Raw genomic sequence first — 25,628 nt, forward strand, 5'->3', positions numbered from 1 at the left:
TCTAAGTGCTAACTTTTAAATGCCGCTTGAGTTAAAAAGCTAGCCAATCCAATGCCGTAATCTTCTGGGGCGACTGTGCCTACTATTTCATCATGCTCTTTAGATAAATCGATTTGTGCCACTTCATCGAGTTGAGTCGTTAAATTATAAAACACCATCACCACTGGATATAGAGGCTGGCTTGGATTTAGTCGCATCACCATGGCCAGTTTGCCGCTGGCAAGTTTTACCAATGAACCAACTGGATTAGCGCCAATGCATTGAATGAATTTAGCTAACAAGGTTTTATCTAAGCCCAATTCTTCTTTAGACAACTGTTTTAACGCAATGTCGGGTTTTAATGCGTCGCGGTAAGGGCGTAAGGTGGTTAATGAGTCATAACAATCAACTATTGCCGCCATTTTTCCGTATATCGAAATGTCTGTCGCTTGCAATCCTTTAGGGTAACCTGATCCATCTATGCGTTCATGATGTTGTTCAACTACAGTGCGTGTGATGTCGCTAACCCCCTCCATAGACTCAAGCAGGCTTAAAGCCATATCTACATGGCGTTGCATGCGCGCTCTTTCTTGCTCAGACAGAGTATCGGGTTTTAACAGCATTAATAGTGGCAGTTTCGACATGCCAATATCCATTAATAAACCGCCCATGCCTAATTGTTTTAATTCTGATTTGGGTAAACCTAAGGCCCGACCAAAAATCACCAGCAATAGGGCACAATTTACGCCATGTTCAATCAAATACTGGTCGCTATCTTTTAGCATGGTAGAAATAAAAATGGCGTCGTTACAATCAAAGGCTAAGGTAACTAACTCGTCTGTGATTTGGCTGATCTCATCAAGATTATGTATTTTTCCATTGGCTACTCGCTGAATAAGTTTGCCTTGCACACTTTTTACTTGGTCGCGAAGTTTTAAAGAAAGGTCTAATTGTTGGTTGTAACTATAACCAGCCTCATTAACATAAATGGGGGGTGGATTATCTTGCTGCTGGTTTTCTTGCAAATGGTCACTTTTACTTAAATCAACTTGCACTTGCAAAATGCCTTTAGTGGCTAGCAATTGAATATCTTGCGGACGTTTTACTTTGCCCGCCTGTTTAAGGGTAAACTGCCCCGTTTGTTTGGTGACTTTTACAACGTACATGCCAGGTTGAATGGCATCGATATCAATTAATTGCAGCATGTAGTCCTAATATTGAAGAGTCCTTTTTACCAGTTAATGAAAAATCTAATCTGCAGTCAATAGTCAATTGATAATAATCAATTATTAAAAGAATGCTTTCTATGCTCAAAGCGTAGCTTAATAATCGCCAAGACCTTAAGACAACCAACCTTTTACTTTAGCCTTGTGTGCTTGCCAAACTAAATATAGGGCGATGACAAAAACCAAAATAGGCATCACCATGCCACCTGGGCCATACACCTCAATACTATTTGAAATAAAGATTGTGTAGGTCATTTGTACCAACACACCTAGCAGCGAAATAACCAAAATAGGTAAAGCTATGGTTTTTCTTAACACTAGGGCGATACAACCTAAGGTGCCACCAAATACAGCACAAGCAAAGGCTAGGGTGACCCAAGTTGGCATATTTTGATAAAGCAGTTGTTCGTTATCTGGCAACATAGCAATTTGTTCTGCTGTCATGGTCATTTGCATAATAAAGGCCATCACCCCAAGTAAATTCCAGATCACTAATAAGCTGGCAATAATGATCAGCCACTTTGGCGCAGCGTTGGCGAGTTGGTTGTTACCTTTTTGCATAGTTTTCTCTTAGTATGGTTTTTTATTTATGTTAACTAATAGCAAAGCCAATTGGTATCTCACTTGATTTTTCTTGTTTAGTAACAATCCGAACTAGGGTGGTTTGGGTTAGTGGCAGCATAGTTTTTGATTAATTCGCTGTTTAGACAAAAGCCAGATAGGGTTAAATTTGAGCTAACCAGAAAAACAGCATATAAACTAGTATTTGAATATCTATCTATGCCTCAGTGGTGTTAGGCTGATTAAAGCCAATTAAGTTGGGCAGAATAAGGAATAAAAAAATGAAATGTACAGCATGCAAAGATGGAACACTCACCCCAAGTTTTATTGATGGTTTATTTAAAGCCCACACCTGCTCAAACTGCGGGGGAGATTGGATCTTAATTGAAGATTATGCAACTTGGCGTGAACGGCATGCTGAATATAAATTTGCCAAAAATATCCACTTTGAAGAAGTACAAGCACTTGATAAAAAAGAAGCCATTTTGTGCCCAGTTACCCACACTATTATGCGTAAGTTTAAAATTTCAGCTAGCAACACCCATAGGCTAGATTATAGCTCTGCTATTGGCGGGTTATGGCTAGATAAAGGTGAATGGGAGTTACTGATTCAAGAAGGCTTAGCTGGCAGTTTAAACGCTTTAGTCACCGACTCTTGGCAACGCAAAATTCGTCAAATTAGTGCCAAAGAAAACTTAAGCGATATCTACCGCGATAGATTTGGCGAAGACGCTTATAAAAAAGTTAAAGAAATGCGTGACTGGTTGCATGCACAACCCCATAAGGCTGACCTACGAGCTTATTTGTTGGCAGAAGACCCTTATTCTACTAAAGGTTAGTTTTTGCTCTGTTTAATTAACGATTCTGCAATGAGTGAGAAGTGGTCAAACGTCTTGGCTAAGGTGTATGACAAGTTCACTGAGAAAGCAGACACTGCCCAATTAACTTTTAGACCCGTCGTTCTCGCGAAGGCGAGAACCCCCTTCAGCATCTGTGAAATGACGATAAATAATATCAAAAATACCGCTGTTAAAAGCACGCTTCGCGCAATCATCCTTGATTGTTTTTCACACAGAATCCCTTCTGTGCGACTTACTTTTTGTCTACAGCCACAAAAACTAAGGAAAAAAGGCCGCTCGACGCAATGCTCTTCATCCACTTATTTACTGCTTTTTGCAGGTCGTAATAAATCGCTTCAGGCGGACTATTACTCATTCGCCCATCCCGGCGATTGCCCTGCAAAAAGCAGTAAATAAGTGGCGAGCCTAGAGTCGAGGGAAAATCAAAAGAAAAAAGCAAAGTCGCTCTGCATTAAGCTTTGGTGGCGAAGCCATAGACTTACCGCCTTTAAAGTTTCAGCAAAAAATGGCTTATTTTAAGGGCAAATGGCGGGGAAGCCATTTGAGTGAAATCCGAAGGGAGCGATATTTCACGACCTTAAAATAAGCCATTTTTTGCGGTTAAGAACTTTAAGCGGCGAGCGGCCTTTCTTGCTTACTTCTTTTGGCTGTTGAAAAGAAGTAAGTCACACAGAAGGGATTCTGTGTGAAAAACATCAAGGATGATGCGCGAAGCGTGCTTTTAAATTTAAGCCAAGCCCAATGACCGCTATCTGCTAACTAGAGCCGTTATTTGATTAATTAGGAGATGACTCCCAATGGCACAAAGCATACACCTGCCTTTGCAGCAGGTGTAACATAATGCTATTAGTGTTTTAAAACACCGGCTTTGGCGGTGTGCATATGGATTACAGCAAATTCTAGTAACTCAGCCTATAGCGTTAACGGTTATGCCTAGTTAAAGCGACTCAATCTTAAGCTTGCTGCCAAGCAGGCAAACTGTTTTCAAAAGCAGTGATCTTATCCTCTAATTCTAATGTTTGGCCTATGGCATCTAGGCCTTTTAATAGGTTGTTTTTGTGCTGCTCGGCAATCTCAAAAGTAAAGCTTAAATCAGCGGCACTAACTTTTTGCTCTGCTAGATTAACTTTGATTAACGCACCTGCATCCTTTTCTACGAGCTTAAATAACTCATCCATTTGGCTGCTTTTAAGTTGCACTGGCAATAATTGGTTGTTGATGCAGTTACCGTAAAAAATATCGGCAAAACTGGTGGCAATAACCACTTTAAAACCGTAGTCGTCTAATGCCCATGGAGCGTGTTCGCGGCTTGAGCCACAGCCAAAGTTTTCGCGGGTCAGTAAAATGCTGGCGCCTTGGTATTGAGCTTTGTTTAAAACAAACTCTGGGTTTAGCTCTTGCTCATGTTGATCTAAGTAACGCCAATCATGAAATAAATGTTTTCCATAACCGCTGCGGGTTACTGCGGTTAAAAATTGTTTAGGAATAATTTGGTCTGTATCCACATTGGCTTGGTTTAATGGAACGGCCGTGCCTGTGTGTATATTAATGCCTGTCATAATCTTCTCCTTAGGACCTATTGATAGTCGCGCACATCGGCAAAACGACCTGCCAAGGCAGCGGCAGCAGCCATAGCTGGGCTAACTAAATGGGTGCGTGCGCCACGGCCTTGACGACCTTCGAAGTTGCGGTTGCTGGTGGATGCACAGCGGTCACCTTGTTTTAAAATGTCGTCATTCATACCTAAACACATAGAGCAGCCAGGTAAACGCCATTCAAAACCGGCTTGCATAAATATTTTGTCTAGCTGTTCTGCTTCGGCTTGTTGTTTAACTGCCACCGAGCCAGGTACCACTATAGCGGTAACGCCTTCGGCCACTTTGCCATGCTTGGCAATGGCTGCGGCTGCGCGCATATCTTCAATGCGTCCATTGGTGCAAGAGCCAATAAATACATTGTTTACCGCTAAATCAGACAACTTTTGACCAGGTGATAAGTCCATGTATTTTAAGGCTTTAATGGCCGAGTCTTGATCTATAGGATCGCTAAAGTCAGTAGGCGAAGGTATGGGCTGATTGACTCCAATAACTTGGCCAGGATTGGTGCCCCAAGTGACTTGTGGGGTGATATCTGCGGCTTGTAATTCCACTACAGTATCAAACTCAGCCCCTTCATCTGAAACCAAGGTTTGCCAGTAGGCTAAGGCTTGCTGCCAATCTTCACCTTTAGGGGCATATTCACGCCCTGCTAGATAGTCATAGGTACTTTGGTCTGGCGCAATTAAGCCAGCTTTGGCGCCAGCTTCTATGCTCATGTTACACACTGTCATACGCTCTTCCATGCTAAGTGCTGTAATTGCCTCACCACAATATTCAATTACATGGCCCGTGGCCCCAGCATGGCCAATTTTGCCAATTATGGCCAAAATAATATCTTTGGCAGTAATGCCAATAGGGGCAGGTCCATTTACCTGTACCTTCATGCTTTTGGCTTTACTTTGCTTAAGGGTTTGGGTGGCAAATACATGTTCAACTTGCGAGGTGCCAATGCCAAATGCTAAAGCACCAAAGGCACCATGGGTGGCCGTGTGTGAGTCACCACATACTACTGTCATGCCCGGTTGAATTAGCCCTAATTCAGGCCCCATTACATGGACTATGCCTTGTTTTTGATGGCCCACAGGAAACAGTTCGATTCCGTGTTTTTGACAATTGTCGGCCAAGGTTTGTAATTGTAATTTGTTTATTGGGCCACAAGCATCTAGTGCTAAAGAACGGGTAGAAATACTGTGATCCATAGTGGCAAAGGTACGGCCAGGGCAGCGTACTTTACGGCCTTTTGCATCGAGTCCGGCAAAGGCTTGAGGTGAGGTAACTTCGTGAATTAAATGCCTATCTATGTAGATTAACGCCTCATCGCCGGCAGCTAATGCCGCGGGATTATCCACTATGTGTGCTTGCCAAATTTTGTCGTATAAAGTGCTGGGCATAGTTAGGGTCTACCTCTGTTAAATTAAGGCGGCGATATAGTCGCCGACTTGACTGGTGGTTTTGGCTAAATGGGCTTGGTTTGCTTCGAGCAAATCTCGAGTTAACACACCGTCGGCTAAGGTTTTTACCACAGCAGATTCAATGGCATCAGCCGCTGCTGTTTGGTTTAAGCTAAAACGCAATAACATGGCGGCCGACAGAATTTGAGCAATAGGGTTAGCTAACCCTTTTCCTGCAATATCTGGGGCACTGCCCCCAGCAGGCTCATACATGCCAAAGTTGTCTTGATTAATACTGGCCGAGGGTAACAAGCCCATAGAGCCAGTAATCATGGCACACTCATCTGAAATAATGTCACCAAACAAGTTAGAACATAACATCACGTCAAACTGACCTGGATAGCGGATCAGTTGCATAGTGGCGTTGTCTATATAAATATGTTCAAGCTCCACATCTGGGTAATCTTTAGCCACTTCTTCTGTGACTTCACGCCACAAGCGGCTGCAAACTAGTACATTGGCTTTATCAACAGAGGTGACTTTATTACGGCGTTTTTGCGCGGCCTCAAAGGCGCTTATGGCAATGCGGCGAATTTCTTTTTTGCTGTAACGCATGGTATCAAAGGCGTATTGTTCCTCGCCTTCACCTTCTAAGCCTTTAGGTTGGCCAAAATAAATGCCACTGGTTAGCTCGCGAACAACTAAAACATCAAAGCCACTAGCGGCAATATCTGCACGTAACGGCGAAAAGTTTTCTAATCCAGCGTAAATTTTGGCAGGGCGTAAGTTGCTAAATAAATCAAAATGGCTGCGCAAGGTTAACAAGGCGGCACGCTCTGGACGCTGCTCTAAGGGCAAAGCATCCCATTTAGGCCCGCCAATAGAGCCAAATAAAATCGCATCGGCTTGTTCACAACCCGCTAAGGTTGCTGGGGGCAGGGCATGACCATGATTGTCTATGGCAATCCCCCCCACATCTAGTTCATTTAGCTCAAATTGAATGGCAAATTTTTGACTAACAGCTGCTAGCACCTTTTTAGCTTGTTGCATTACTTCTGGGCCAATGCCGTCACCTGCTAATACTGCAATATTGTACTTAGCCATGCTTTTTTAGTTCCTTGTCTTGTTGTCTTTGCTGGTCAATTTTATCGGCTAAATGGGTGTTGTTTAACACAAAGATTAAGGCTTTAACCCCTGCTTCTACTATGTCTGTGGCCAAGCCTAAACCGTTAAAACGGCGACCTTTGTATTCAGCCACCACAGATACCTGAGCCAAAGCATCTGCGCCTTCACCTTTTGAATCTAATTTAAAATCTACCACTTCAACTTGGTTGTGGCCCACTACTTTAGTAATAGCATTATACGCCGCATCGACTGGGCCATTGCCGGTTGCAGACTCGGTAATTTCTTCTTCGCCCACTAGCATACGTACTGTGGCACTAGGTATGATTTCTTTACCAGAATTAGCTTGTAGATAAGTGAGCTTATAATGTTGTTCTGTTTGTTTAGTCTGACTAAAAAACAATAAGGCTTCTAAGTCGTAGTCAAATACTTGGCCTTTTTTGTCGGCCAATTTAACAAAAGAGGCATATACAGTTTCTAAGTCAAAATCTTGTTCTTTGTAACCCAACTCTAATAATCTGTGTTTAATTACATGGCGACCCGAGCGCGAAGTCAGATTAAGGTTGTTTTTATTTATACCGACACTTTCAGGCGTCATGATCTCGTAGGTGTTTTGGCCTTTTAGTACACCGTCTTGGTGGATCCCCGAACTATGGCTAAAGGCGTTGGCTCCCACTATGGCTTTGTTAGCTTGCACTGGCATATTACAAATATTGCTGACTAATTTTGAGGTGCGCGAAATTTCTTCACTTTTAATTTGGGTATGCAATCCAAGCTGTGCATGCCGTGTTTGTAAAATCATAGCGATTTCTTCTAATGAACAATTTCCTGCACGCTCCCCCAAGCCGTTGACTGTGGCTTCTACTTGTCTGGCACCTTGCTCAACCGCAGCTAAAGAGTTGGCTACCGCTAAGCCAAGATCGTTGTGACAATGCACAGATATCACTGCTTGGTCGATATTTGGCACTCGATTAAATAAGTTTTGAATAATGCCACCAAACTCAGTGGGGGTGGTATAACCTACCGTATCGGGAATATTAACTGTGGTAGCGCCGGCGCGAATAGCGGCTTCTACCATACGACATAAATAATCAATGTGAGTGCGCCCCGCATCTTCACAAGAGAATTCCACGTCTGGGGTAAAACGCTTGGCGTATTTAACCGCTTGCACGGCCATTTCTACTACTTCATCTTGAGATTTACGCAATTTGGTATTTACATGAATATCAGAAGTGGCAATAAAGGTATGAATACGAAACTGTTCAGCTACTTTTAATGACTCTGCGCACGCATCTATGTCTTTGGTTAAAGCACGAGATAACCCACAAACAGTGGCATGCTTTATCTCTCGGGCAATAGTTTGTACCGATTTAAAATCACCAGGTGACGACACAGGAAAGCCAGCCTCAATAATATCCACCCCCAGTCTTTCTAATGCCAAGGCTATTTTAAGTTTGTCTTTAACACTTAAGCTAGCAGGCAGGGCTTGTTCGCCATCTCTTAAGGTGGTGTCAAAAATTTTGACTTGATTTGCTTTAAGCCTGTCAGACATGCTTTTCTCCTTGCCTATTAGGATATAAATTAGGTAACAGATACAAAAAACCCGTGCTTGGCACGGGTTATGTAAACTATAGTTGGCTTACAACTTACCCGTGCAGTCTTGCTGCCAGCAGAAGTAGAGTTGATAAAATAACCATAGTTTCAAAATTCATTATTTGTATAGTTTTGCTTCACAAAATTGATTGAGTATTTGTATCGCGGTTGGCGAATAGGGTCAACCTAATGCGCGCCAATTCTATATAACTTAAAGGTATATTTAGTAAGGTTGAGTTTAAATAAATGCCTATATGCAAAGATTTAACTCACACTAACTTAGGCTTAGTGCTAGTGGTATAATCGCCTTTTAAGTCGCCAGTTATTGCCGAGTGTTATGTGATTAAACCTTATTCCCCTTCTTCTAAGCAGGCTAGATCTAAGAAAAATGCAGGACGCAAAAAAGCCTCTCAGCCTTTAGGACTTGTGCGCATTTTTAGTGTGGACAATCTCACTCATGAAGGCAAAGGCGTGGCCCGTGATAACGGAAAAGTCACCTTTATTGCTGGGGCATTGCCTAACGAAACCGTGCAAGCCCAAGTGTTTAAATCAAATAGACGTTTTGATGAAGCTAAGCTAATTGCCATTGAGCATGTCAGTGAGAATAGAGTCAAGCCCGCTTGTGAACATTTTGCCAATTGTGGCGGCTGCAGTTTTCAGCATTTAGCCACAGACAATCAAAGGCAAGCTAAACAACTGTGGTTGCAAGGCCAATTGCGTAAAGTGGTGGCTCCAGAGGTTATACAAATGCTGGCTGACGCGCCTTTAGCCTATAGAAGACGCGCTCGTTTAGCCGTGCGTTTAGTGGCCGGTAAATTATTGCTCGGCTTTCGCAGCCAGTCTTCAAGCCAAATTACTCCCATTCAAAACTGCATAGTGTTAACTCAAGGGTTACAGCAGATCTTCAGCCATTTAAAGCAAGCTTTGGTGGATGCCCCCATAGCTGAGTCTATGAGTAAAAAAATTGGCCACCTAGAGTTGTTAGAAGACGACAAAGGTGTGTCTGTATTGTGCCGGTTAACCGCGAATATCACCCCAAACGAACAGGCTATCTGGCAAGAGTGGGCAAAGCAAAACCAAGCCCAATGGATTTGGCAAATGCCTGACGAAACTCGTGCCAATGTTAACCAGTTAGACAAACGTTTTTATCACATAGATGGACTTAAACTGCATTATCACCCGCAAGATTTTATTCAGGTTAATGCTGTGATGAATGAAAAAATGTTGGCGCAAGCAATAGATTGGTTAGCCCCCACTAAAGACGATCTAGTTTTGGATCTATTTTGTGGTGTAGGTAACTTTTCTTTGCCTTTAGCCAAATATGCTAAACAAGTGGTGGGAGTAGAAGTTCAGCAAAGCATGGTGCAAGCCGCCATCGACAACGCTAAGTTAAACAATTTAACTAACGCCTCGTTTATTGCAGCAGATTTGACTAAGGATAAGGTTAAATCAGTGACTGCATTGGGGGTAACTAAAGTTTTATTAGATCCGCCAAGAGCAGGGGCCTATGACTTTTTGCCAAATTTAGTCAAACTTAAACCTAAAGTGATTTTATATGTGTCGTGCGACGCAGCTACCTTAGCTCGCGATGCCGAATACTTGCTTGAAAAAGGCTATAAAGTCTCACGCGCAGCCATGATGGATATGTTCCCGCAAACCTCACACCTTGAGACTATGTTGTTGTTTGTACGCTAAACGCTAGCTTGTTATTTAAAGGTTTTCCAATCTATCGACAGCGACAACAACAACTCACGTAAGGATAAAGCTCTAGGTTGGCTTTTACCTTTGTGATTCCAAGTATGGCCACAGCAGGCAGCGGTAAAAATGGCCTTGCTGGGTTTTAACAGTTGCACATTTAAGATGTCTTCTTTTAGGCGTTGAGGCTCGAGAAACTGGCCATCTAAAGCAAACCAGCCAAATTTATTACCGTGTAATTTATTTTGCTCAAGATCAATTCTATCAACGCTATCTAACTCAATATGCTCGGCGCCCAAAGTATTCACATGAATAGCAATGCAACGACCAATTTGTGTGTGTTTGGCAAACCAGGCTTGGGTTTTGTCGGCATCGGATTTGTTGGCCATGCACTTTGCCGCTTGTTTAGCTTGCCAACTGGCATTGTGTAAGTCTACTTCTAAGGGGGTATCTGCTTGCAATAAGCTATAAGCTGCGCGCTTAATATGATGCCTAAGCCCACCAATTTTTCGTTGTAGTAAGCTGATATTATTGAACTTTTGATTGGCCAAACTGGCTAGCTCGCGCTCATAAAGAGCATTGCACAACTCGGCAAAATGCAACTGACTTTGATCGTCAGAAAAAATGTCAGTTTGTTGAGCGTTTGAAATATGCATCTTATGGTCGCGATTATCCAAGGGCGAAAAAGTAAAATGGCCAGCAATAGCTGACCATTTTATACGCTAAGCCCATAAAATTGCAGTTTTATTATAGAAAACTGGCATAAAGGCGTAGAAAGGCTTTACTGCCCTTTTATTTCTTTGCGGCCATTGTAGGCAACTTTGCCTTCAAGCTCTTGCTCAATACGCAATAATTGATTGTACTTAGCAACGCGATCAGAACGGCATAAAGAGCCGGTTTTAATTTGACCAGCGGCTGTACCTACTGCTAAATCAGCAATAGTGGCATCTTCAGTTTCACCACTACGGTGCGAAATAACCACTGTGAAACCAGCAGCTTGGGCCATACGAATAGCTTCTAAGGTTTCGGTTAATGAGCCAATTTGGTTAAACTTAATTAAAATTGAGTTACCTATGCCGTTGTCGATACCACGCTTAAGGATCTTAGTATTAGTAACAAATAAATCATCACCTACAAGTTGAACTTTATCACCAATCTTTTTAGTTAAGCTTGCCCATCCATCCCAGTCACTTTCGTCTAAACCATCTTCGATTGAAACAATAGGATATTTGTTAGATAGATCAGCTAAGAAATCACCAAAACCTTCAGAATCAAAAACTTTGCCTTCGCCTTTTAGATCGTATTTGCCATCTACATAAAATTCAGAGGCTGCACAATCCATGGCCAAAGTTACGTCTTTGTCCATTTGGTATCCAGCTTTTTCAACCGCTTCTACTATTACAGACAGAGCTTCTTCGTTAGAACCAAGATCAGGGGCAAAGCCACCTTCATCACCTACAGCAGTATTTAAGCCTTTAGCATTTAACACTTTCTTTAATGAGTGGAAAATTTCGGCACCCATACGTAAGGCTTCGGTGAAGCTGGCAGCGCCAACCGGCTGAACCATAAATTCTTGAATATCAACATTGTTATCAGCGTGCTCTCCGCCGTTAATGATGTTCATCATAGGTACAGGCATGCTGTATACACCTGGCGTACCGTTTAACTCAGAAATATGTTGATAAAGTGGAATGCCTTTAAAGGTTGCTGCTGCTTTGGCTGCAGCTAGAGATACCGCTAAAATGGCATTGGCACCAAATTTTTCTTTGTTTTCTGTGCCATCTAAGTCAATCATAATTTTATCAAGATTGGCTTGGTCTAAGGCATCTTGGCCAATTAAGGCAGCTTGAATATCGTTATTAATTGCAGCAACGGCTTTTAATACCCCTTTACCTAAATAACGGCTTTTGTCACCGTCACGTAATTCTAGAGCTTCGCGAGAACCGGTTGATGCACCTGAAGGGGCGGCGGCACGGCCCATTTGGCCCGATGCTAAATAAACGTCTGCTTCTACCGTAGGGTTACCGCGTGAATCCATGATTTCGCGAGCGATGATTTTGCTGATCTTTGACATAGTTTTTGCCTTCTCAATTAATTGTGATTTTTAAAGTATTCGCCTGCGGCTTTAATAAAGCCGGTAAATAACGGATGTCCGTCGCGTGGCGTAGAGTTAAATTCAGGGTGAAATTGCCCTGCAACAAACCACGGGTGGTCTGGCACCTCTATGACTTCTACTAATTTTTTATCTGTTGATAATCCAGTGACTTTTAACCCGGCTTTTTCGATTTGCTCGCGCAAGTTGTTGTTCACTTCGTATCTGTGTCTGTGGCGTTCGTATATTTCACTACTGCCATACAGCTCGTGTACTTTGCTGCCTGGCATTAAGTGACAAAGCTGGCTACCTAAACGCATGGTTCCACCCAAATCAGAACTTTCGTCGCGTGATTCAGTGGTGCCTTCAGCATCTAGCCATTCGGTAATTAATCCCACAACAGGGAAAGGTGACTCTGGATCAAACTCGGTACTATTGGCTTTTTCCATGCCCGCTACATTGCGTGCATATTCAATGATGGCAACTTGCATACCTAAACAGATCCCTAAATAAGGAACCTTATTTTCGCGGGCATATTTAGCCGCTGCAATTTTACCTTCTATGCCTCTTTCACCAAATCCACCTGGTACTAAAATGGCATCTAAGTTATGTAAAATTTGCTCGCCTTTGCTTTCGATATCTTGCGAATCTATGTGTTTAATATTTACTGTTAATCTATTTTTTAAACCCGCATGTTTTAAGGCTTCGTTTACAGATTTGTAAGCATCAGGTAATTCAACATATTTGCCAACCATACCCACAGTAATTTCACCTGTTGGGTTAGACTCAGCATAAAGCACCTGCTCCCACTCAGTTAAATCTGCTTCTGGGCATTCAAGTCCAAATCTATCAACTACTAATTCGTCTAAGCCTTGAGCTTTTAGCATAGCGGGAATTTTATAAATGCTGTCGGCGTCGCGCAGAGAGATAACCGCTTTGTCTATTACATTAGTAAACAAGGCAATTTTAGAACGTTCGTTTGAAGGCAATGGCACTTCAGAACGACACACTAAAATGTCGGGTTGTACCCCAACCGAGCGCAATTCTTTTACCGAGTGCTGAGTGGGTTTGGTTTTGACTTCAGCCGAGGCGGCTAAATAGGGTACTAAGGTAAGGTGCATAAACATGGCACGGTTACGGCCTACCTCTACCCCAAGCTGACGTATTGCTTCAATAAAAGGTTGTGATTCTATATCACCTACTGTGCCACCTACTTCTACAATGGCAACATCTACCCCTTCGGCACCGGCAATCACGCGTCTTTTAATTTCGTTGGTTATATGTGGAATAACCTGAATAGTGGCCCCTAAATAATCACCGCGACGCTCGCGTTTAAGGACTTCTTCGTACACTCGGCCCGTAGTAAAGTTGTTACGCTTGGTCATGCGAGTACGAATAAAACGTTCGTAATGACCTAAATCAAGATCGGTTTCGGCGCCGTCGTCTGTTACAAAGACTTCGCCGTGTTGAATGGGGCTCATAGTGCCGGGGTCAACATTGATATAGGGGTCAAGTTTAAGCATGGTAACTTTTAAGCCCCGTGCTTCTAAAATAGCCGCAAGAGAAGCAGCAGCAATACCTTTTCCAAGTGATGAAACCACACCACCTGTGACGAAAATATAATTTGTCATGAGAACCCTAATAAAGGCGTTTGAGTTGAATTGGCGTTGTACAAAGCGGTGCGTTTAGCTCAACTTAACTGTTGATAAAAACCACTACTAGACGGCGCAATAGTATAAACAACTCTGCGCCTACAGACAATTCAAAAGCGATATGTTGAGCAAAAAATCGCAAATTAGCCTATGCCAAAATCATCCTAGTTATGCCAATTACTCTGATTCGGCAAGGCTTTTTAGTTCGTACAAATATGCTAAGGCTTGTTTAGGACTTAGGTCGTCAGGAATGATCTGTTGCAAACTTTGACGCACTGGGTCGATCTGTTCGAGTAAATCGAGTTGCTGTTCGTGTGGCACCTCTGTAATGCTATGATCTTGACTGGTTCGCTCTAACTCATTTAATTTTTGTTTGGCTTGTAAAATCACTGGGCGCGGTACGCCAGCCAGTTGTGCCACTTGTAATCCATAACTTTTATTGGCTGCGCCTTCTTGTACCGCATGCATAAAACGAATGGACTCTTGATGTTCTACTGCATCTAAATGCACATTGGCCAATTCGGCTAGGTTATCGGCCAGCGCGGTTAGTTCAAAGTAGTGAGTGGCAAACAAGGTATAAGATTGGATCTTTGTAGCTAAATAATGAGCACAAGCCCAGGCTAAAGATAAGCCATCGTAGGTGCTGGTGCCTCGACCAATTTCATCCATAAGCACTAAACTATTGGCCGTAGCATTGTTTAGAATGTTGGCGGTTTCTGTCATTTCTACCATAAAGGTTGAACGACCCGAAGCCAGATCGTCAGACGCCCCAATGCGGGTGAAAATTCTGTCTATTGGGCCAATTTGTGCGTTTTCTGCAGGAATAAAGCTACCAATATAAGCCATTAATACTATTAATGCGGTTTGACGCATATAAGTTGATTTACCCCCCATGTTTGGCCCAGTGATCACTAACATACGTCTGTGTGGGTTAACTTCTATGGGGTTGGCTATAAATGGGCTTTGCATCACATGCTCAACCACTGGATGACGACCTTGCTCAAAGTGAATACCACTTTGTTCGGTTAAGTTGGGGCAGTGATAATTTAAGCTGTCGGCCCTTTCTGCTAGGTTAGTTAATACATCTAGTTCGGCTAAGGCGTCGGCTGTGGTCATTAGGGCTGCAAGTTCGGGCAGCAGAATATCAAACAGCTCATCGTATAAACGCTTTTCTAAGGCCAAAGATTTACTTTGGCTAGTTAACACTTTGTCTTCGTGCTCTTTAAGCTCGGGAATGATGTACCTTTCATTATTTTTTAGGGTTTGACGACGAACATATTCAGGCGGTACTTGTTCGGCATAGGAGCGGCTCACTTCAATAAAATAACCATGAACTTTGTTGTAACCTACTTTTAGGGTGGCTATGCCTGTGCGTTGCTTTTCTCGTTGTTCGAGTTCGTCTAAGTAATCGGTGGCACCTTTAGATAAGGCACGTAATTCATCTAACTCTTGGTTGTAGCCAGGCTTTATGACCCCCCCGTCGCGAATTAACACAGGCGGGGCATCTTCAATGGCGCGAGTTAATAGATCGGCAAATACCGGATAGTGGCCAATATCGTTGGCCAATTGCATTAAACCAGTATTGGCAGACTCAGCCGATTGTTGAGTAACAAAGTCTTGAACCTCTGGCAATAAACTAAAAGCTTGGCGTAGGCGCGCAAAGTCTCGGGGTCTGGCTGAACGCAGGGCTAAACGAGCCAAGACTCTTTGCATGTCACCAATTTTTTTAAGTTCGCTTTGTAATTGTGGGTAATCACTATTTAATAAAGACTGAATATTAAGTTGGCGCTGCTTGAGTACTTGCCTATTTGTAAGGGGCCGGTGTAACCAACGCTGTAAGAGTCGGCTGCCCATTGGAGTAGAAGTATTGTCTAACACACTGGCTAAGGTGTGCTCTTTTCCCCCAGAGAGGTTTTGCGTGAGTTCTAGGTTGCGCCTGGTAGCAGCATCCATTAATACAGTATCTGTTGAGTTTTCTAACACAATATTGCGAATGTGCGGCAAGGCACTTCTTTGGGTGTCTTTTACGTATTGCATAACGCAACCCGCAGCACACAAGCCAATTTTATGCGAGGTTACCCCAAAACCGGTTAATTCTTTGGTGCCGAACTGTTCATTTAATTGCTGATTGGCAGTATCAAAATCGAACTCCCATTGTGGTCGGCGTCTTAATCCTTTGCGTTGGTCAATTAAATGCAAAAACTCAAAGTCTTCTGGGTAAAGTAACTCAGCCGGATTGGTTCGTTGGATTTCTGCGCTAAGTGCGTCGGTATCTTTAGGCTCGCTAATAGTAAAACGACCTGTGCTGACGTCTAAAGTGGCAAAACCAAAATAGTACTGAGATTGATGTTTGTTACAGACAACCGCAGCCAATATATTATCTTGTTTGTCTTCGAGTAAGGCTTCATCTGAGACTGTGCCAGGAGTCACTATTCGTTGTACTTTACGCTCGACTGGCCCCTTGCTGGTAGCGGGGTCGCCAACTTGTTCCACTATGGCCACAGATTGGCCCATTTTAACTAAACGGGCTAAGTAGTTTTCTACCGCGTGGTAAGGCACCCCGGCCATAGGTATGGCATTGCCGCCCGATTTACCGCGGGCAGTTAAAGAGATATCTAATAATTCAGAGGCTTTTTTTGCATCATCAAAAAATAATTCGTAAAAATCACCCATGCGGTAAAATAACAAAACATCTTGATGTTCAGCTTTTATCTTAAGGTACTGTTGCATCATAGGCGTATGAGATTGCAGTGAAGGGCTAGGGGAGCTTGGCTCTGAAAAATTACTCGATGGCATAATGACAATTACTTTATTGTTTTTATTTAATGGTTAGCGTGACATGCTAATAAGCATACATGTAAAAACTGGTGACTTATATGACTGAAACTATCACCCAATTGGCGCAACGTTTAGTAAATGCATTATTAGCTAAAGGTTGGCAATTCACCTGTGCTGAATCGTGCACAGGAGGGGGAGTAGGATACGCCATTACTGGAATTTCTGGAAGCTCAGAGTGTTTTAAAAAAGGATTTATTAGTTACTCTAACCAAGCCAAGCACAGTATGTTAGGGGTGAAGTTGGCTACCTTAGCCCAGTACACTGAGCTGTCGAACGAAACTGTAATAGAAATGGCGGCAGGGGCAGCAGAGCAGGCAAAGGCTAACCTAGCCGTTGCGATAAGTGGCATTGCTGGTCCATTAGGGGGAACCTTAGAAAAACCAGTTGGTTCAGTCTGGTTTGGGTTTTATATTGATGGCCAATTGAGTTCTGAATACCAAGTCTTTGCTGGAAGCCGAGAAGCGGTAAGGTTAGCGGCAATTGAGTACGCTTTAACCCATGCTTTGGCATTGCTCGATAAATAATCAAAAAGATTTAAAGAGTAAAATAAATCAAAAATTTTCCTTGTAACTGTATAACCATACAGTATACTTTGCATTAACTACTGTATAGCAACAGGCATGCATTAAGCCCTTGCCCGATAATCACAAAGGACATTCTGATGGATGACAACAAAAACAGAGCGTTAAGCGCCGCCTTAGGTCAAATTGAAAAGCAATTTGGTAAAGGCTCTATCATGAAACTAGGCGATAACAAAACCATGGATGTTGAAACTATTTCAACAGGCTCATTAGGTTTAGATATTGCTTTAGGGGCGGGTGGTTTGCCATTAGGACGTATTGTTGAAATATACGGCCCTGAATCAAGTGGTAAAACAACGCTAACTTTAGAAGTGATTGCCGAAGCGCAGCGAAATGGCAAAGTCTGTGCCTTTATTGATGCTGAGCATGCCCTTGATCCTATTTATGCTAAAAAGCTTGGCGTAGATGTAAAAGAGTTATTGGTTTCTCAACCTGATACCGGTGAACAAGCATTAGAAATTTGCGATATGTTAACGCGTTCTGGTGCGGTAGATGTAATAGTTGTTGACTCGGTTGCCGCATTAACACCTAAGGCAGAGATTGAAGGAGACATTGGTGATTCACACATGGGCTTGGCAGCGCGAATGATGAGCCAAGCTATGCGTAAGTTAACAGGTAATTTAAAACAATCTAATACTATGTTGATTTTCATTAACCAAATTAGAATGAAAATTGGTGTAATGTTTGGATCGCCTGAAACCACTACTGGTGGTAATGCCCTTAAGTTTTATGCTTCGGTTCGTTTAGATATTCGCCGTACAGGTGCGGTAAAAGCCGGAGATGAAATTGTAGGTAATGAAACTCGAGTTAAAGTGGTGAAAAACAAAGTGTCGCCGCCCTTTAAGCAAGCAGAATTTCAAATTATGTACGGTGAAGGCATTAACAGCTTTGGTGAGCTAATTGATTTAGGCGTAACCCATAAAATGGTCGAAAAAGCCGGTGCTTGGTACAGCTACAATGGTGAGCGTATTGGGCAGGGTAAAGCCAATTCTATTACTTATTTAAAAGAGCACCCTGAGATGGCTAAAGAAATAGATAAACGTTTACGTGATTTATTGTTGTCTAAGCCTGTTGCAGAAGACGAGGCTCAGCCTAAAGAAGAGCAGCTTTAAGTCTGGAATGCACATAAAAAACCCGCTGAATGCGGGTTTTTTTATAGGTAAATAATAGCTTTGACTCAGGCCAATGGATTAAACTTGATTGGCTAGCTCATCTAAAATGCTTAGCACTTGAGTGCTGGACATTTCCATCTTTTCAAGGGCTAACAAACAGCTTTTCACATCACCATTTTGCTGATGTTTTAGGGCTTCAAGTCCAAACTGGTGAACTTCTGCATGAGGTCTTTCTAAAGATTTAAAAGCAGTACTTTTGTGGTACTCACTTGATTGTTCACTGTTATACCATTGGCCTAAACGACATTGTTTATGGTCACTTAAGGTATCAATAGTGTTTTGTGAGCGGCCAAGTGCAATTTGATAAACTTCACCTTTAAACACAATATGATCAAGTTTAACGGTTTGTAAAAAGCCTCTACCCATGGCTCCGGTAATAGAGGTTTTCATGGCGCCAACTGTATTGTTGATACCACTGTAACTGGTGTTTAGTCCTGCAATAGTGTTAGATAGCTCTACATTGGACTCTTCTAATGCAGTAGCAAATTTTACCCCTGTTTCAGTGTCTTGTTTGATCCTTGCAATGAGTCCGCCTACTTCTTCTGCAGACTTACTGGTATTGCTGGCAAGGCTTCGTACTTCATCAGCCACCACAGAGAAACCGCGACCTGCATCGCCGGCACGTGCTGCTTCTATTGCCGCATTTAACGCTAATAAGTTGGTTTGATCGGAAATTTTTGAAATGGTTTCAACAAAAGAGTTAATGCTATCGGCAATGGCTTCAAGGTTGGCCATGCTTTGCGACATGTTTTGCATTTTTACCGTGATTTGTTCCATGCCACCGGCAATGCCAGTAATGGATTCTTGCCCTGTATCTAACACTTGATTAAGTTCATCGATGGACTGAGATTCATCATGTATCTTTTCGTAGCTAGATAAGACTGACTCTCTGATGCTAGTGACTTGGCTAATACAATTAAGCAGGTTAGGCCAAATTTGTTTATCTAGACTGGCTTCTTCTTGAGTTTCAGTTGCAGTCTTAGTGATAGTCAGTTCGGATATAAGATCTTCATTTTCAGTCTTTAGGCGGTTCCTTTCTGCCTCTACCCGAGCTAATTTTTGTTCTAAATCGAGATATCTACTTTTACTGACAAACATGAATTAAAGCTCCACACATATATAAAGGGCTAAGGGGGCATCCCTTATTTGCAGTTAAACGCGCTACATACAAGTAGGCCGTTAGTTGCAATCAAATTTTGGTTAACTATCTTAGTTTTCGGCAGATTTACCAAGAACTGAAACAATTCTGGTTATTATTTAAAGTACTCAGAAACAGCCTTTAAACAAGCTTTTTAAAACAAATAAACTAAATTAAGCCATGTTGTTTTGATTATAGCTGGAATAACAAACTTAAAGAGGCATTGAAAACTCCATTATCTATAGTTAACAGAATGTCTTTAAGACTCATTAGGTTAGGCTGTGTATCGCTATTTAGCCAGTCATAATATAGGGATATATAAGTAATGCCCATTCAACTTTTGTCGTACACAACCCATTTTAGATTTTGGTTGATACTTTGCCGTGTAATTTGGCCCAACTATCTGGGAATTTGCCTTGTAACACATAAGAGAATGAAATGAGCTCGGCAATCACATGGTACAAAGAATCGGGAATTTCTTGGCCTAAATCTAAGGTTGCCAAAAAGTCACTTAAATAAGGATCTTCATGCACTAATACTCCGTTTTGCCTGGCAAGATTAACAATTTCTTCAGCTAATTCACCAAAACCTTTAGCCACAATAGTAGGGGCTTGGCTTGTTTCTCCTGCCTGTGCTTGTTGGTATTTTAAGCCAACTGCACTTTTGGGCTTTGAATGAGTGGTATTTTTATCTTTTGTCATACTTACTCTGCATTTTAGGCTTTAGCTTGAAAAACATGATAGGGACGTTGCTGCAATGTATCTGGGATTTTGCCTAGCTGACACTCACTTTTATTTACTTCTATGCCTAACGAGTCCAATTTTCTGCGCAGCAGGGGTAAATAGTTATAAACCTGATATTTAACTGCGTCGTTTGAAGCGTAAAAATGTAACTCTACTGTCTCATTAATTAATTTAGCTTTGGTTAATAATTCGCCCATTTCTCCCACTGAAAGCTTCATAGTAAGTTGCCAAACTTTACCTTGTGCTTGCTCAGAGGGGTCTTGTTGTTGCTGCTCTTCGCGTTTGATTAATAGTTCTATATCATTCAATTTTCCAGCAAAAGCCGAAGGCAAAGTGTAATAAAAGCTATCTTGGCCTTGTAGTAGTTGTTCTGCATTGGTTAATTTACTGGCTTGGTGTCCTGCTAAGATACGACCAATTTCTTTAATTAATTGATGTTTTTGTTCAACTTGAGAAAAGTCATTTAAAGCTTTGCTGGTTAATGGGCCTTTTACTGGAGAGTCACTTGCCGCTAATACATTATTGATACTTTGAGTAATCTGCTGGCTTCGGCTAGATAAATTACGAGTTAACCTTGCGCTAAGAGATATTTGTAACAAAGAGACTAAGCCACCTAACAAGCCAGGACTAGCATTGGCTGTAGATATTTGTGCAGAGGATAATGATAAGGCTGGCGAAGTTAACAACTGGCGAATTTGACTGGCATCTTGCTCTTTACCTTGAGGTAAAGATTGTTTTATTTGTTGAATTAATTGCTCAATAATTTGTTTAACCGAAGGCTCAATATCTCCTTTAGTCATGAGCGGATCACTTAGGACTTTTTCTATGGCTTGTAAGGGCAGGGTAGGCACTTCGGCTTTAGCATTGACGATTCGATGCAAGTGCTGAACAAGTTGTTTTTGTTCTACTTGATTGGTTAAAAAACGCGGCGTCACTATGCTTTCAGTTTGTGAGTAATTGCGTACCAGTTCCAACAATTGGCTGGCGGCTTGTTTTAAGCTTACAGTTGGCTGTTGTATGGGCGAGGCTAAAGGCTTTGCCGACTCTGCCAAATTGCTGGGCTTGTGTTTTGGGTTATTTACTAAAGCTGAGTCTGGGGTTTTGACTGATCCTGGTTCTGCCGCTGGTGTAGCCAAAGCTTTGTCTGAGCTGGGTAATGGGTTGTTAGTGGGTTTAATTGGTGTGCTATTGATTTGCCCTTGCACCAACTCAATATTTTTAACTAATTGTTTGCTGTCTATTAATCTAAAAGATTGAATTTGTTTAGCTATGTCTTGGTCAATGGCAATAGTGGCTACAGGGTTAGCCTTTTGTAGCGCAATCAGCGCCTCTGAGTTTTTATTTACTTGTAATTGCAAACCATCAATTGGCTGAGCTTGGATTTGCCTAATGATGGGGTCGCTTTGCTGAGTTGGCAATTTATTAAGTTGTTGTAGGGTTTCCTTAATCGGCAGTGAAATTGGCGGGTGGGTGTTTTGCTGTTGCAAACTCGCCTGAATAATTGGTGCTGCCTTAGTTGCGGGTAAGATAATGCGTAGCAAAGGCTCAACTTGGTTAGCCTGTATATTAGCTTTTGCCGTTATAGCTTGTGGTGCAGCTTTTGTGTTATCTGGGCTTAAAGCTTGGTTATTTGAGTTTGCTGGAGCTGGGGGGGGAATTTGTGAGTTAAGGCTTAGTTTAACTTGCTCAGAATTAACTGGAAGCGGGCGAACCGTCACTTGCCAATTGTGTCCTTTAGGTGTGAGCTCCAGCGTCACTTTGTCAGCTAGATTAAACTTAGTGGTGGTTTTAACAGGCAATGAAATAATTTGTTCTGACTGATTAGCAGAGAGCTTCAGGCTCAGAGTTGGTCTAGTGGTTTTATCTAACCTTTGTTTGCTTTGTGTGTCTAAAACCACTGGTTTGTGCTGTGAATTAGCTGGGTCTTGGATTTTTTGCGGCTGACTGTCTGCTACTTTGTTTGTGGATCCTGCCTGCACTACAGTTGCCTGTATAACTGGCACTTTAAGGGGCTGGCTGGATAGTTCTAAAGGCTTTACTGTAGTTAATGATTTAGCTGAAATTGCCAAGATTTGTTGTAATTGTTTATCACTAATTTTTATCTTGGTTGTATCAATCGTACTATCGGCTGAATAAAATTGTAATTTAGGTAAAACCTTAGCTTCGGGATCTAAAGCCACCTTAACTTGATGAGTTTGGTCAGAAACTAATTGCCCAGAAATACTGGGCTGCTTAAGTAATACCGTTTTATTTAATAAAGTTTGAGGCTGGCTTAAACTAATTACCTGACCGGCTAAATGCTTAACTAATACCTCTACTGCACGTTGTGCAGACTCAGAGCTTGGCGCTAATTGAGTTAATTGCGTTAGCGCATTGGCTATAAGGCTATGATTAGCAGAGATATCAGACATAAATAGGTTATCGGCATTAACACAAAAAAATATGAGTGCTGTTTAGTGTACGCCTAACTAAACTAATTTGGCTATGGCTTAACTAAGATTGCAATAAATCCAGTGGTTTTCATTCATCATTATTGTGATTTTTATGTGCAACTAAATGTGTAGGTTAGTAGGTTAGCGCAAAACCCTATGATATTATTATCGGCCCATTTTGTTGTAATCGAGGATGCGCTTGGCGGTACTTTCTATAAATAACTTGTCGGTAAGTAAAAGTGATAGGTTATTATTCGAAAATTTAAACTTTACCGTTGAGCCGGGCCAATTGTTATACCTCAAAGGGCAAAATGGTGCGGGTAAAACCAGCTTGCTTAGAGTGCTAGCAGGGCTTTCTATGCCAGATACCGGCAGTGTTACCTTTAACCAGTCCTTAGTCAGTCAAAACCCCAGCGATTATTATCATGAGTTGGTCTACTTTGGTCATAAGCTCGGATTAAATCAAAACTTAACCGCCCTTGAAAACCTTGGATATTGGGCCGAGCAACAACAGCTTGCAGTAAGCAAAGCGCAATTATTTGAGGTGTTAGCTCAACTTAACTTAGTTGGTTTAGAGGATTTACCGATAAATCATCTTTCTGCCGGTCAGCAAAGGCGCGTTGCATTGGCGCGTTTTTGGTTAAAGCCCCAAGCTAAATTGTGGATATTAGACGAGCCTTTTACCGCATTGGATACCCAAGGGGTGAGCTTGTTAACCCAGCATATTCAGAGGTTTTTGCAACAAGCTGGCGCAGTGATCATGACCTCTCATCAGGCATTGGCCATGGATTACCCCACCCAAGAATTAGAATTGGAGTACCGATTAGTATGAGTGTGCTCTATTCAGTGTTAAAGCGTGACCTGGCACTGGCCTACCGCCAGCGCGCCGAATTAATGCAACCCTTAATGTTTATGGTGTTGGTCATTAGCCTTTTTCCTTTAGCTGTAGGCCCAGAGCCCAATACTTTGCAAAAAATTGGACCTGGGGTGATATGGGTGGCTGCGATATTGTCATCACTATTGGGGTTAGAAAGATTATTTAGAGACGATTTTCAGGATGGCAGTTTAGAACAACAAATGTTATCTGGTACTTCGTTAGCGGCTATAGCGTTAACCAAAGTCTGTGCCCATTGGCTAACCAGTATTCTGCCGCTTATTGTGTTATCTCCTTTGTTAGCCTTGTTTTTGCATTTAACTGCGCCTATGTATTGGGCATTGTTAGCCACCTTAGTGTTAGGCACACCTTTGTTAAGCTTAATTGGTGCCATTGCGGTTGGGTTAACAGTTGGATTAAACCGCGGTGGGGTATTGTTAGCCTTGTTATTATTGCCGGTTTTTATTCCTTTATTAATTTTTGCTACTTCAGCAGTGGAAGCCGCATCAATGAATTTGCCTTATAGCGCTCAATTGGCATTAATAGGCGCGATGTTTTTATTCTCTTTAGCTTTGGCGCCATTTGCCATTGCTTATGCACTTAGAGTGAGTCAATCCTAATGTGGAAGTGGTTACATCCGTACGCTAAAACTGAGCGTGCATATCAGCTGTGCCAAAGCTTATTGCCTTGGTTTAATGGACTAGGGTTAAGCGTGATCTTAGTGGGTACTGTATGGGGGCTGGCTTTTGCTCCAACAGATTATCAACAAAGCGATGCCTATCGAATTATTTATGTGCATGTGCCCAGTGCGGTGCTGTCTAAAAGTTTATATATGGCCATGGCTATTGCGGCTTTTATTGGGTTAGTTTGGCAAATAAAAACTGCTTTTATGGCCATGATAGCCCTTGCGCCTATTGGGGCTATGGTGACTTTTGTTTCACTAGTGACGGGTGCTGCTTGGGGTAAGCCCATGTGGGGAACTTGGTGGGAGTGGGATGCAAGACTCACCTCTCAATTGATTTTACTGTTTTTGTTTTTTGGGGTGATGTCTTTGTACAAATCCTTTGATGATAAACAACAAGCAGGTAAAGCTGCTGGAGTGATGGCTGTGGTGGGAATTATTAATTTGCCCATTATTCATTATTCAGTTGAGTGGTGGAACACCTTGCATCAAGGCGCCACTATTATGAAATTCGACAAACCTTCTATGCCCGCTGAAATGTTATGGCCATTATTGTTGTCTATTTTAGGCTGGGGCTTAGCTTGTGGGGCAATATTTTTATTTAGATTGCAAAATCAAATGTTAGAGCGTGAATTTAAACGTCCATGGGTTGTGGCATTAGCCAAACACCAAGCTCCCGAGATAGGTAACAACTAATGCATTTTGATGATTTAGCCAGTTTTTGGCAGATGGGTGGATACGCCCTATATGTATGGCTGTCTTTTGGCGTGGCACTTTTTAGTGTGGCGGTGATGTGGATACAAGCCTGGTTAACCAAGCAAAGTTTGCTTAAACGTGTATTACAAGAGCAGGCCAGACAAGCGCGTATTCAGGCTGCCAAACAAAGTGACCAACGATCAAGTGGAGAACAAGGGTGAACCCAAGAAGACAAAAACGCTTAATGGCGGTGTCTGCCATAGTTTTAGTAGTAGCGGGCGCAATAGGCTTAATGTTGTATGCGCTAAATCAAAATATCGATTTGTTTTACACCCCCAGCGAAGTGATTGAAGGCAAAGCCGGCAAGATCCCTGCAGTAGGTCAGCGTTTACGTATTGGCGGCATGGTAGTGCCTGGCTCAGTGAAGCGCGACCAACAAAGTTTAGCGGTAAGTTTTGATTTGGTTGATCTAGGTCCTAAAGTGACAGTGAGTTACCAAGGTATCTTGCCCGATTTATTTCGTGAAGGGCAGGGGATAGTTGCAACAGGGGTGTTGACTAAAACCAATCATATTGAAGCTCACGAAGTATTAGCTAAACACGACGAAGAATATATGCCCCCAGAACTCGCTGAAAAAATGAAAGGCATTAAGCATGTTAAACCTAATCAAGCTGATTACAGCGCGTCAGAGTCTGGATATTAA

The 25,628-nt window shown here is 42.2% G+C and carries 22 protein-coding genes; 9 read left to right on the forward strand and 13 right to left on the reverse strand.

Going from position 1 to position 25,628, the window contains the following annotated elements:
- Window positions 1-8: 8 nt before the first annotated feature.
- Together ACVCDT_RS04690 and ACVCDT_RS04695 are read right to left on the reverse strand one after the other, a co-directional pair.
- On the reverse strand, window positions 9-1,184 hold the full coding sequence (locus ACVCDT_RS04690) for a cyclic di-GMP phosphodiesterase (protein ID WP_447131590.1): 1,176 nt from the start codon (window positions 1,182-1,184) through the stop codon (window positions 9-11).
- 135 nt (window positions 1,185-1,319) lie between these two features.
- Complete coding sequence (locus tag ACVCDT_RS04695; RefSeq protein WP_447131591.1) at window positions 1,320-1,766, reverse strand: hypothetical protein; 447 nt, start codon at window positions 1,764-1,766, stop codon at window positions 1,320-1,322.
- A gap of 281 nt (window positions 1,767-2,047) precedes the next feature.
- On the opposite strand from ACVCDT_RS04695, the gene ACVCDT_RS04700 reads away from it, so the two are divergent.
- On the forward strand, window positions 2,048-2,605 hold the full coding sequence (locus tag ACVCDT_RS04700) for a zf-TFIIB domain-containing protein (RefSeq protein ID WP_447131592.1): 558 nt from the start codon (window positions 2,048-2,050) through the stop codon (window positions 2,603-2,605).
- 974 nt (window positions 2,606-3,579) lie between these two features.
- Here ACVCDT_RS04700 and leuD read toward each other — a convergent pair.
- Genes leuD through leuA form a run of 4 tightly spaced genes read right to left on the reverse strand, consistent with a single transcriptional unit; the run spans window position 3,580 to window position 8,289 of the window.
- The gene (gene leuD, locus ACVCDT_RS04705; RefSeq protein ID WP_447131593.1) at window positions 3,580-4,185 is read right to left on the reverse strand and encodes a 3-isopropylmalate dehydratase small subunit; all 606 of its coding nucleotides are present in this window, start codon (window positions 4,183-4,185) and stop codon (window positions 3,580-3,582) included.
- 17 nt (window positions 4,186-4,202) lie between these two features.
- Window positions 4,203-5,615 (reverse strand): 3-isopropylmalate dehydratase large subunit, encoded by a 1,413-nt coding sequence (gene leuC, locus ACVCDT_RS04710; RefSeq protein WP_447131594.1) that lies wholly within the window; start codon window positions 5,613-5,615, stop codon window positions 4,203-4,205.
- Window positions 5,616-5,633: 18 nt separating this feature from the next.
- Entirely contained in the window at window positions 5,634-6,719 is a 1,086-nt protein-coding gene (gene leuB, locus ACVCDT_RS04715) for a 3-isopropylmalate dehydrogenase (protein WP_447131595.1), read from the reverse strand.
- Window positions 6,712-8,289 carry a 2-isopropylmalate synthase gene (gene leuA, locus ACVCDT_RS04720; RefSeq protein ID WP_447131596.1) on the reverse strand — a complete coding sequence of 526 codons (1,578 nt, stop codon included), beginning with the start codon at window positions 8,287-8,289 and terminating at the stop codon, window positions 6,712-6,714. The genes leuB and leuA overlap by 8 nt, the downstream gene beginning before the upstream one ends.
- Window positions 8,290-8,669: 380 nt before the next feature.
- Between leuA and rlmD the strand changes: the two genes are divergently transcribed.
- Window positions 8,670-10,025: a 23S rRNA (uracil(1939)-C(5))-methyltransferase RlmD gene (rlmD, locus tag ACVCDT_RS04725; RefSeq protein WP_447131597.1), complete on the forward strand. Its 1,356-nt coding sequence runs from the start codon at window positions 8,670-8,672 to the stop codon at window positions 10,023-10,025.
- 11 nt (window positions 10,026-10,036) lie between these two features.
- Here the strand turns inward: rlmD and ACVCDT_RS04730 are convergent, their stop codons facing one another.
- The 4 genes from ACVCDT_RS04730 to mutS all read right to left on the reverse strand — a co-directional run bounded on the left by ACVCDT_RS04730 (window position 10,037) and on the right by mutS (window position 16,565).
- Window positions 10,037-10,681 (reverse strand): hypothetical protein, encoded by a 645-nt coding sequence (locus tag ACVCDT_RS04730; protein WP_447131598.1) that lies wholly within the window; start codon window positions 10,679-10,681, stop codon window positions 10,037-10,039.
- A gap of 125 nt (window positions 10,682-10,806) precedes the next feature.
- Window positions 10,807-12,099, reverse strand: a complete 1,293-nt coding sequence (eno, locus tag ACVCDT_RS04735; protein ID WP_447131599.1) for a phosphopyruvate hydratase — start codon at window positions 12,097-12,099, stop codon at window positions 10,807-10,809.
- Window positions 12,100-12,116: 17 nt separating this feature from the next.
- Window positions 12,117-13,748 (reverse strand): CTP synthase, encoded by a 1,632-nt coding sequence (pyrG, locus tag ACVCDT_RS04740; protein WP_447131600.1) that lies wholly within the window; start codon window positions 13,746-13,748, stop codon window positions 12,117-12,119.
- Window positions 13,749-13,946: 198 nt separating this feature from the next.
- Complete coding sequence (gene mutS, locus ACVCDT_RS04745) at window positions 13,947-16,565, reverse strand: DNA mismatch repair protein MutS (protein WP_447131601.1); 2,619 nt, start codon at window positions 16,563-16,565, stop codon at window positions 13,947-13,949.
- A gap of 80 nt (window positions 16,566-16,645) precedes the next feature.
- On the opposite strand from mutS, the gene ACVCDT_RS04750 reads away from it, so the two are divergent.
- Together ACVCDT_RS04750 and recA are read left to right on the forward strand one after the other, a co-directional pair.
- Window positions 16,646-17,131 carry a nicotinamide-nucleotide amidohydrolase family protein gene (locus ACVCDT_RS04750; protein ID WP_447131602.1) on the forward strand — a complete coding sequence of 162 codons (486 nt, stop codon included), beginning with the start codon at window positions 16,646-16,648 and terminating at the stop codon, window positions 17,129-17,131.
- Between the two features lie 131 nt (window positions 17,132-17,262).
- Complete coding sequence (gene recA / locus ACVCDT_RS04755) at window positions 17,263-18,300, forward strand: recombinase RecA (protein ID WP_447131680.1); 1,038 nt, start codon at window positions 17,263-17,265, stop codon at window positions 18,298-18,300.
- Between the two features lie 78 nt (window positions 18,301-18,378).
- On the opposite strand, the gene ACVCDT_RS04760 is transcribed toward recA, so the two are convergent.
- The 3 genes from ACVCDT_RS04760 to fliK all read right to left on the reverse strand — a co-directional run bounded on the left by ACVCDT_RS04760 (window position 18,379) and on the right by fliK (window position 22,652).
- The gene (locus tag ACVCDT_RS04760; protein ID WP_447131603.1) at window positions 18,379-19,458 is read right to left on the reverse strand and encodes a methyl-accepting chemotaxis protein; all 1,080 of its coding nucleotides are present in this window, start codon (window positions 19,456-19,458) and stop codon (window positions 18,379-18,381) included.
- 399 nt (window positions 19,459-19,857) lie between these two features.
- Window positions 19,858-20,199 carry an EscU/YscU/HrcU family type III secretion system export apparatus switch protein gene (locus tag ACVCDT_RS04765; protein WP_447131604.1) on the reverse strand — a complete coding sequence of 114 codons (342 nt, stop codon included), beginning with the start codon at window positions 20,197-20,199 and terminating at the stop codon, window positions 19,858-19,860.
- Between the two features lie 14 nt (window positions 20,200-20,213).
- The gene (gene fliK, locus ACVCDT_RS04770) at window positions 20,214-22,652 is read right to left on the reverse strand and encodes a flagellar hook-length control protein FliK (RefSeq protein ID WP_447131605.1); all 2,439 of its coding nucleotides are present in this window, start codon (window positions 22,650-22,652) and stop codon (window positions 20,214-20,216) included.
- A gap of 220 nt (window positions 22,653-22,872) precedes the next feature.
- On the opposite strand from fliK, the gene ccmA reads away from it, so the two are divergent.
- From ccmA to ccmE, 5 genes are read left to right on the forward strand one after another with little or no spacing between them, the layout of a single operon-like run.
- Window positions 22,873-23,505 carry a cytochrome c biogenesis heme-transporting ATPase CcmA gene (gene ccmA / locus ACVCDT_RS04775; RefSeq protein WP_447131606.1) on the forward strand — a complete coding sequence of 211 codons (633 nt, stop codon included), beginning with the start codon at window positions 22,873-22,875 and terminating at the stop codon, window positions 23,503-23,505.
- Window positions 23,502-24,167 (forward strand): heme exporter protein CcmB, encoded by a 666-nt coding sequence (ccmB, locus tag ACVCDT_RS04780; protein WP_447131607.1) that lies wholly within the window; start codon window positions 23,502-23,504, stop codon window positions 24,165-24,167. Before ccmA ends, ccmB begins: the two co-directional genes overlap by 4 nt.
- Window positions 24,167-24,925: a heme ABC transporter permease gene (locus tag ACVCDT_RS04785; RefSeq protein ID WP_447131608.1), complete on the forward strand. Its 759-nt coding sequence runs from the start codon at window positions 24,167-24,169 to the stop codon at window positions 24,923-24,925. Before ccmB ends, ACVCDT_RS04785 begins: the two co-directional genes overlap by 1 nt.
- Complete coding sequence (ccmD, locus tag ACVCDT_RS04790; RefSeq protein ID WP_447131609.1) at window positions 24,925-25,146, forward strand: heme exporter protein CcmD; 222 nt, start codon at window positions 24,925-24,927, stop codon at window positions 25,144-25,146. Before ACVCDT_RS04785 ends, ccmD begins: the two co-directional genes overlap by 1 nt.
- A complete protein-coding gene (ccmE, locus tag ACVCDT_RS04795; protein ID WP_447131610.1) occupies window positions 25,143-25,628 on the forward strand; it encodes a cytochrome c maturation protein CcmE in 486 nt (161 codons plus the stop codon). Before ccmD ends, ccmE begins: the two co-directional genes overlap by 4 nt.

This window comes from Paraglaciecola aestuariivivens (assembly GCF_052983255.1).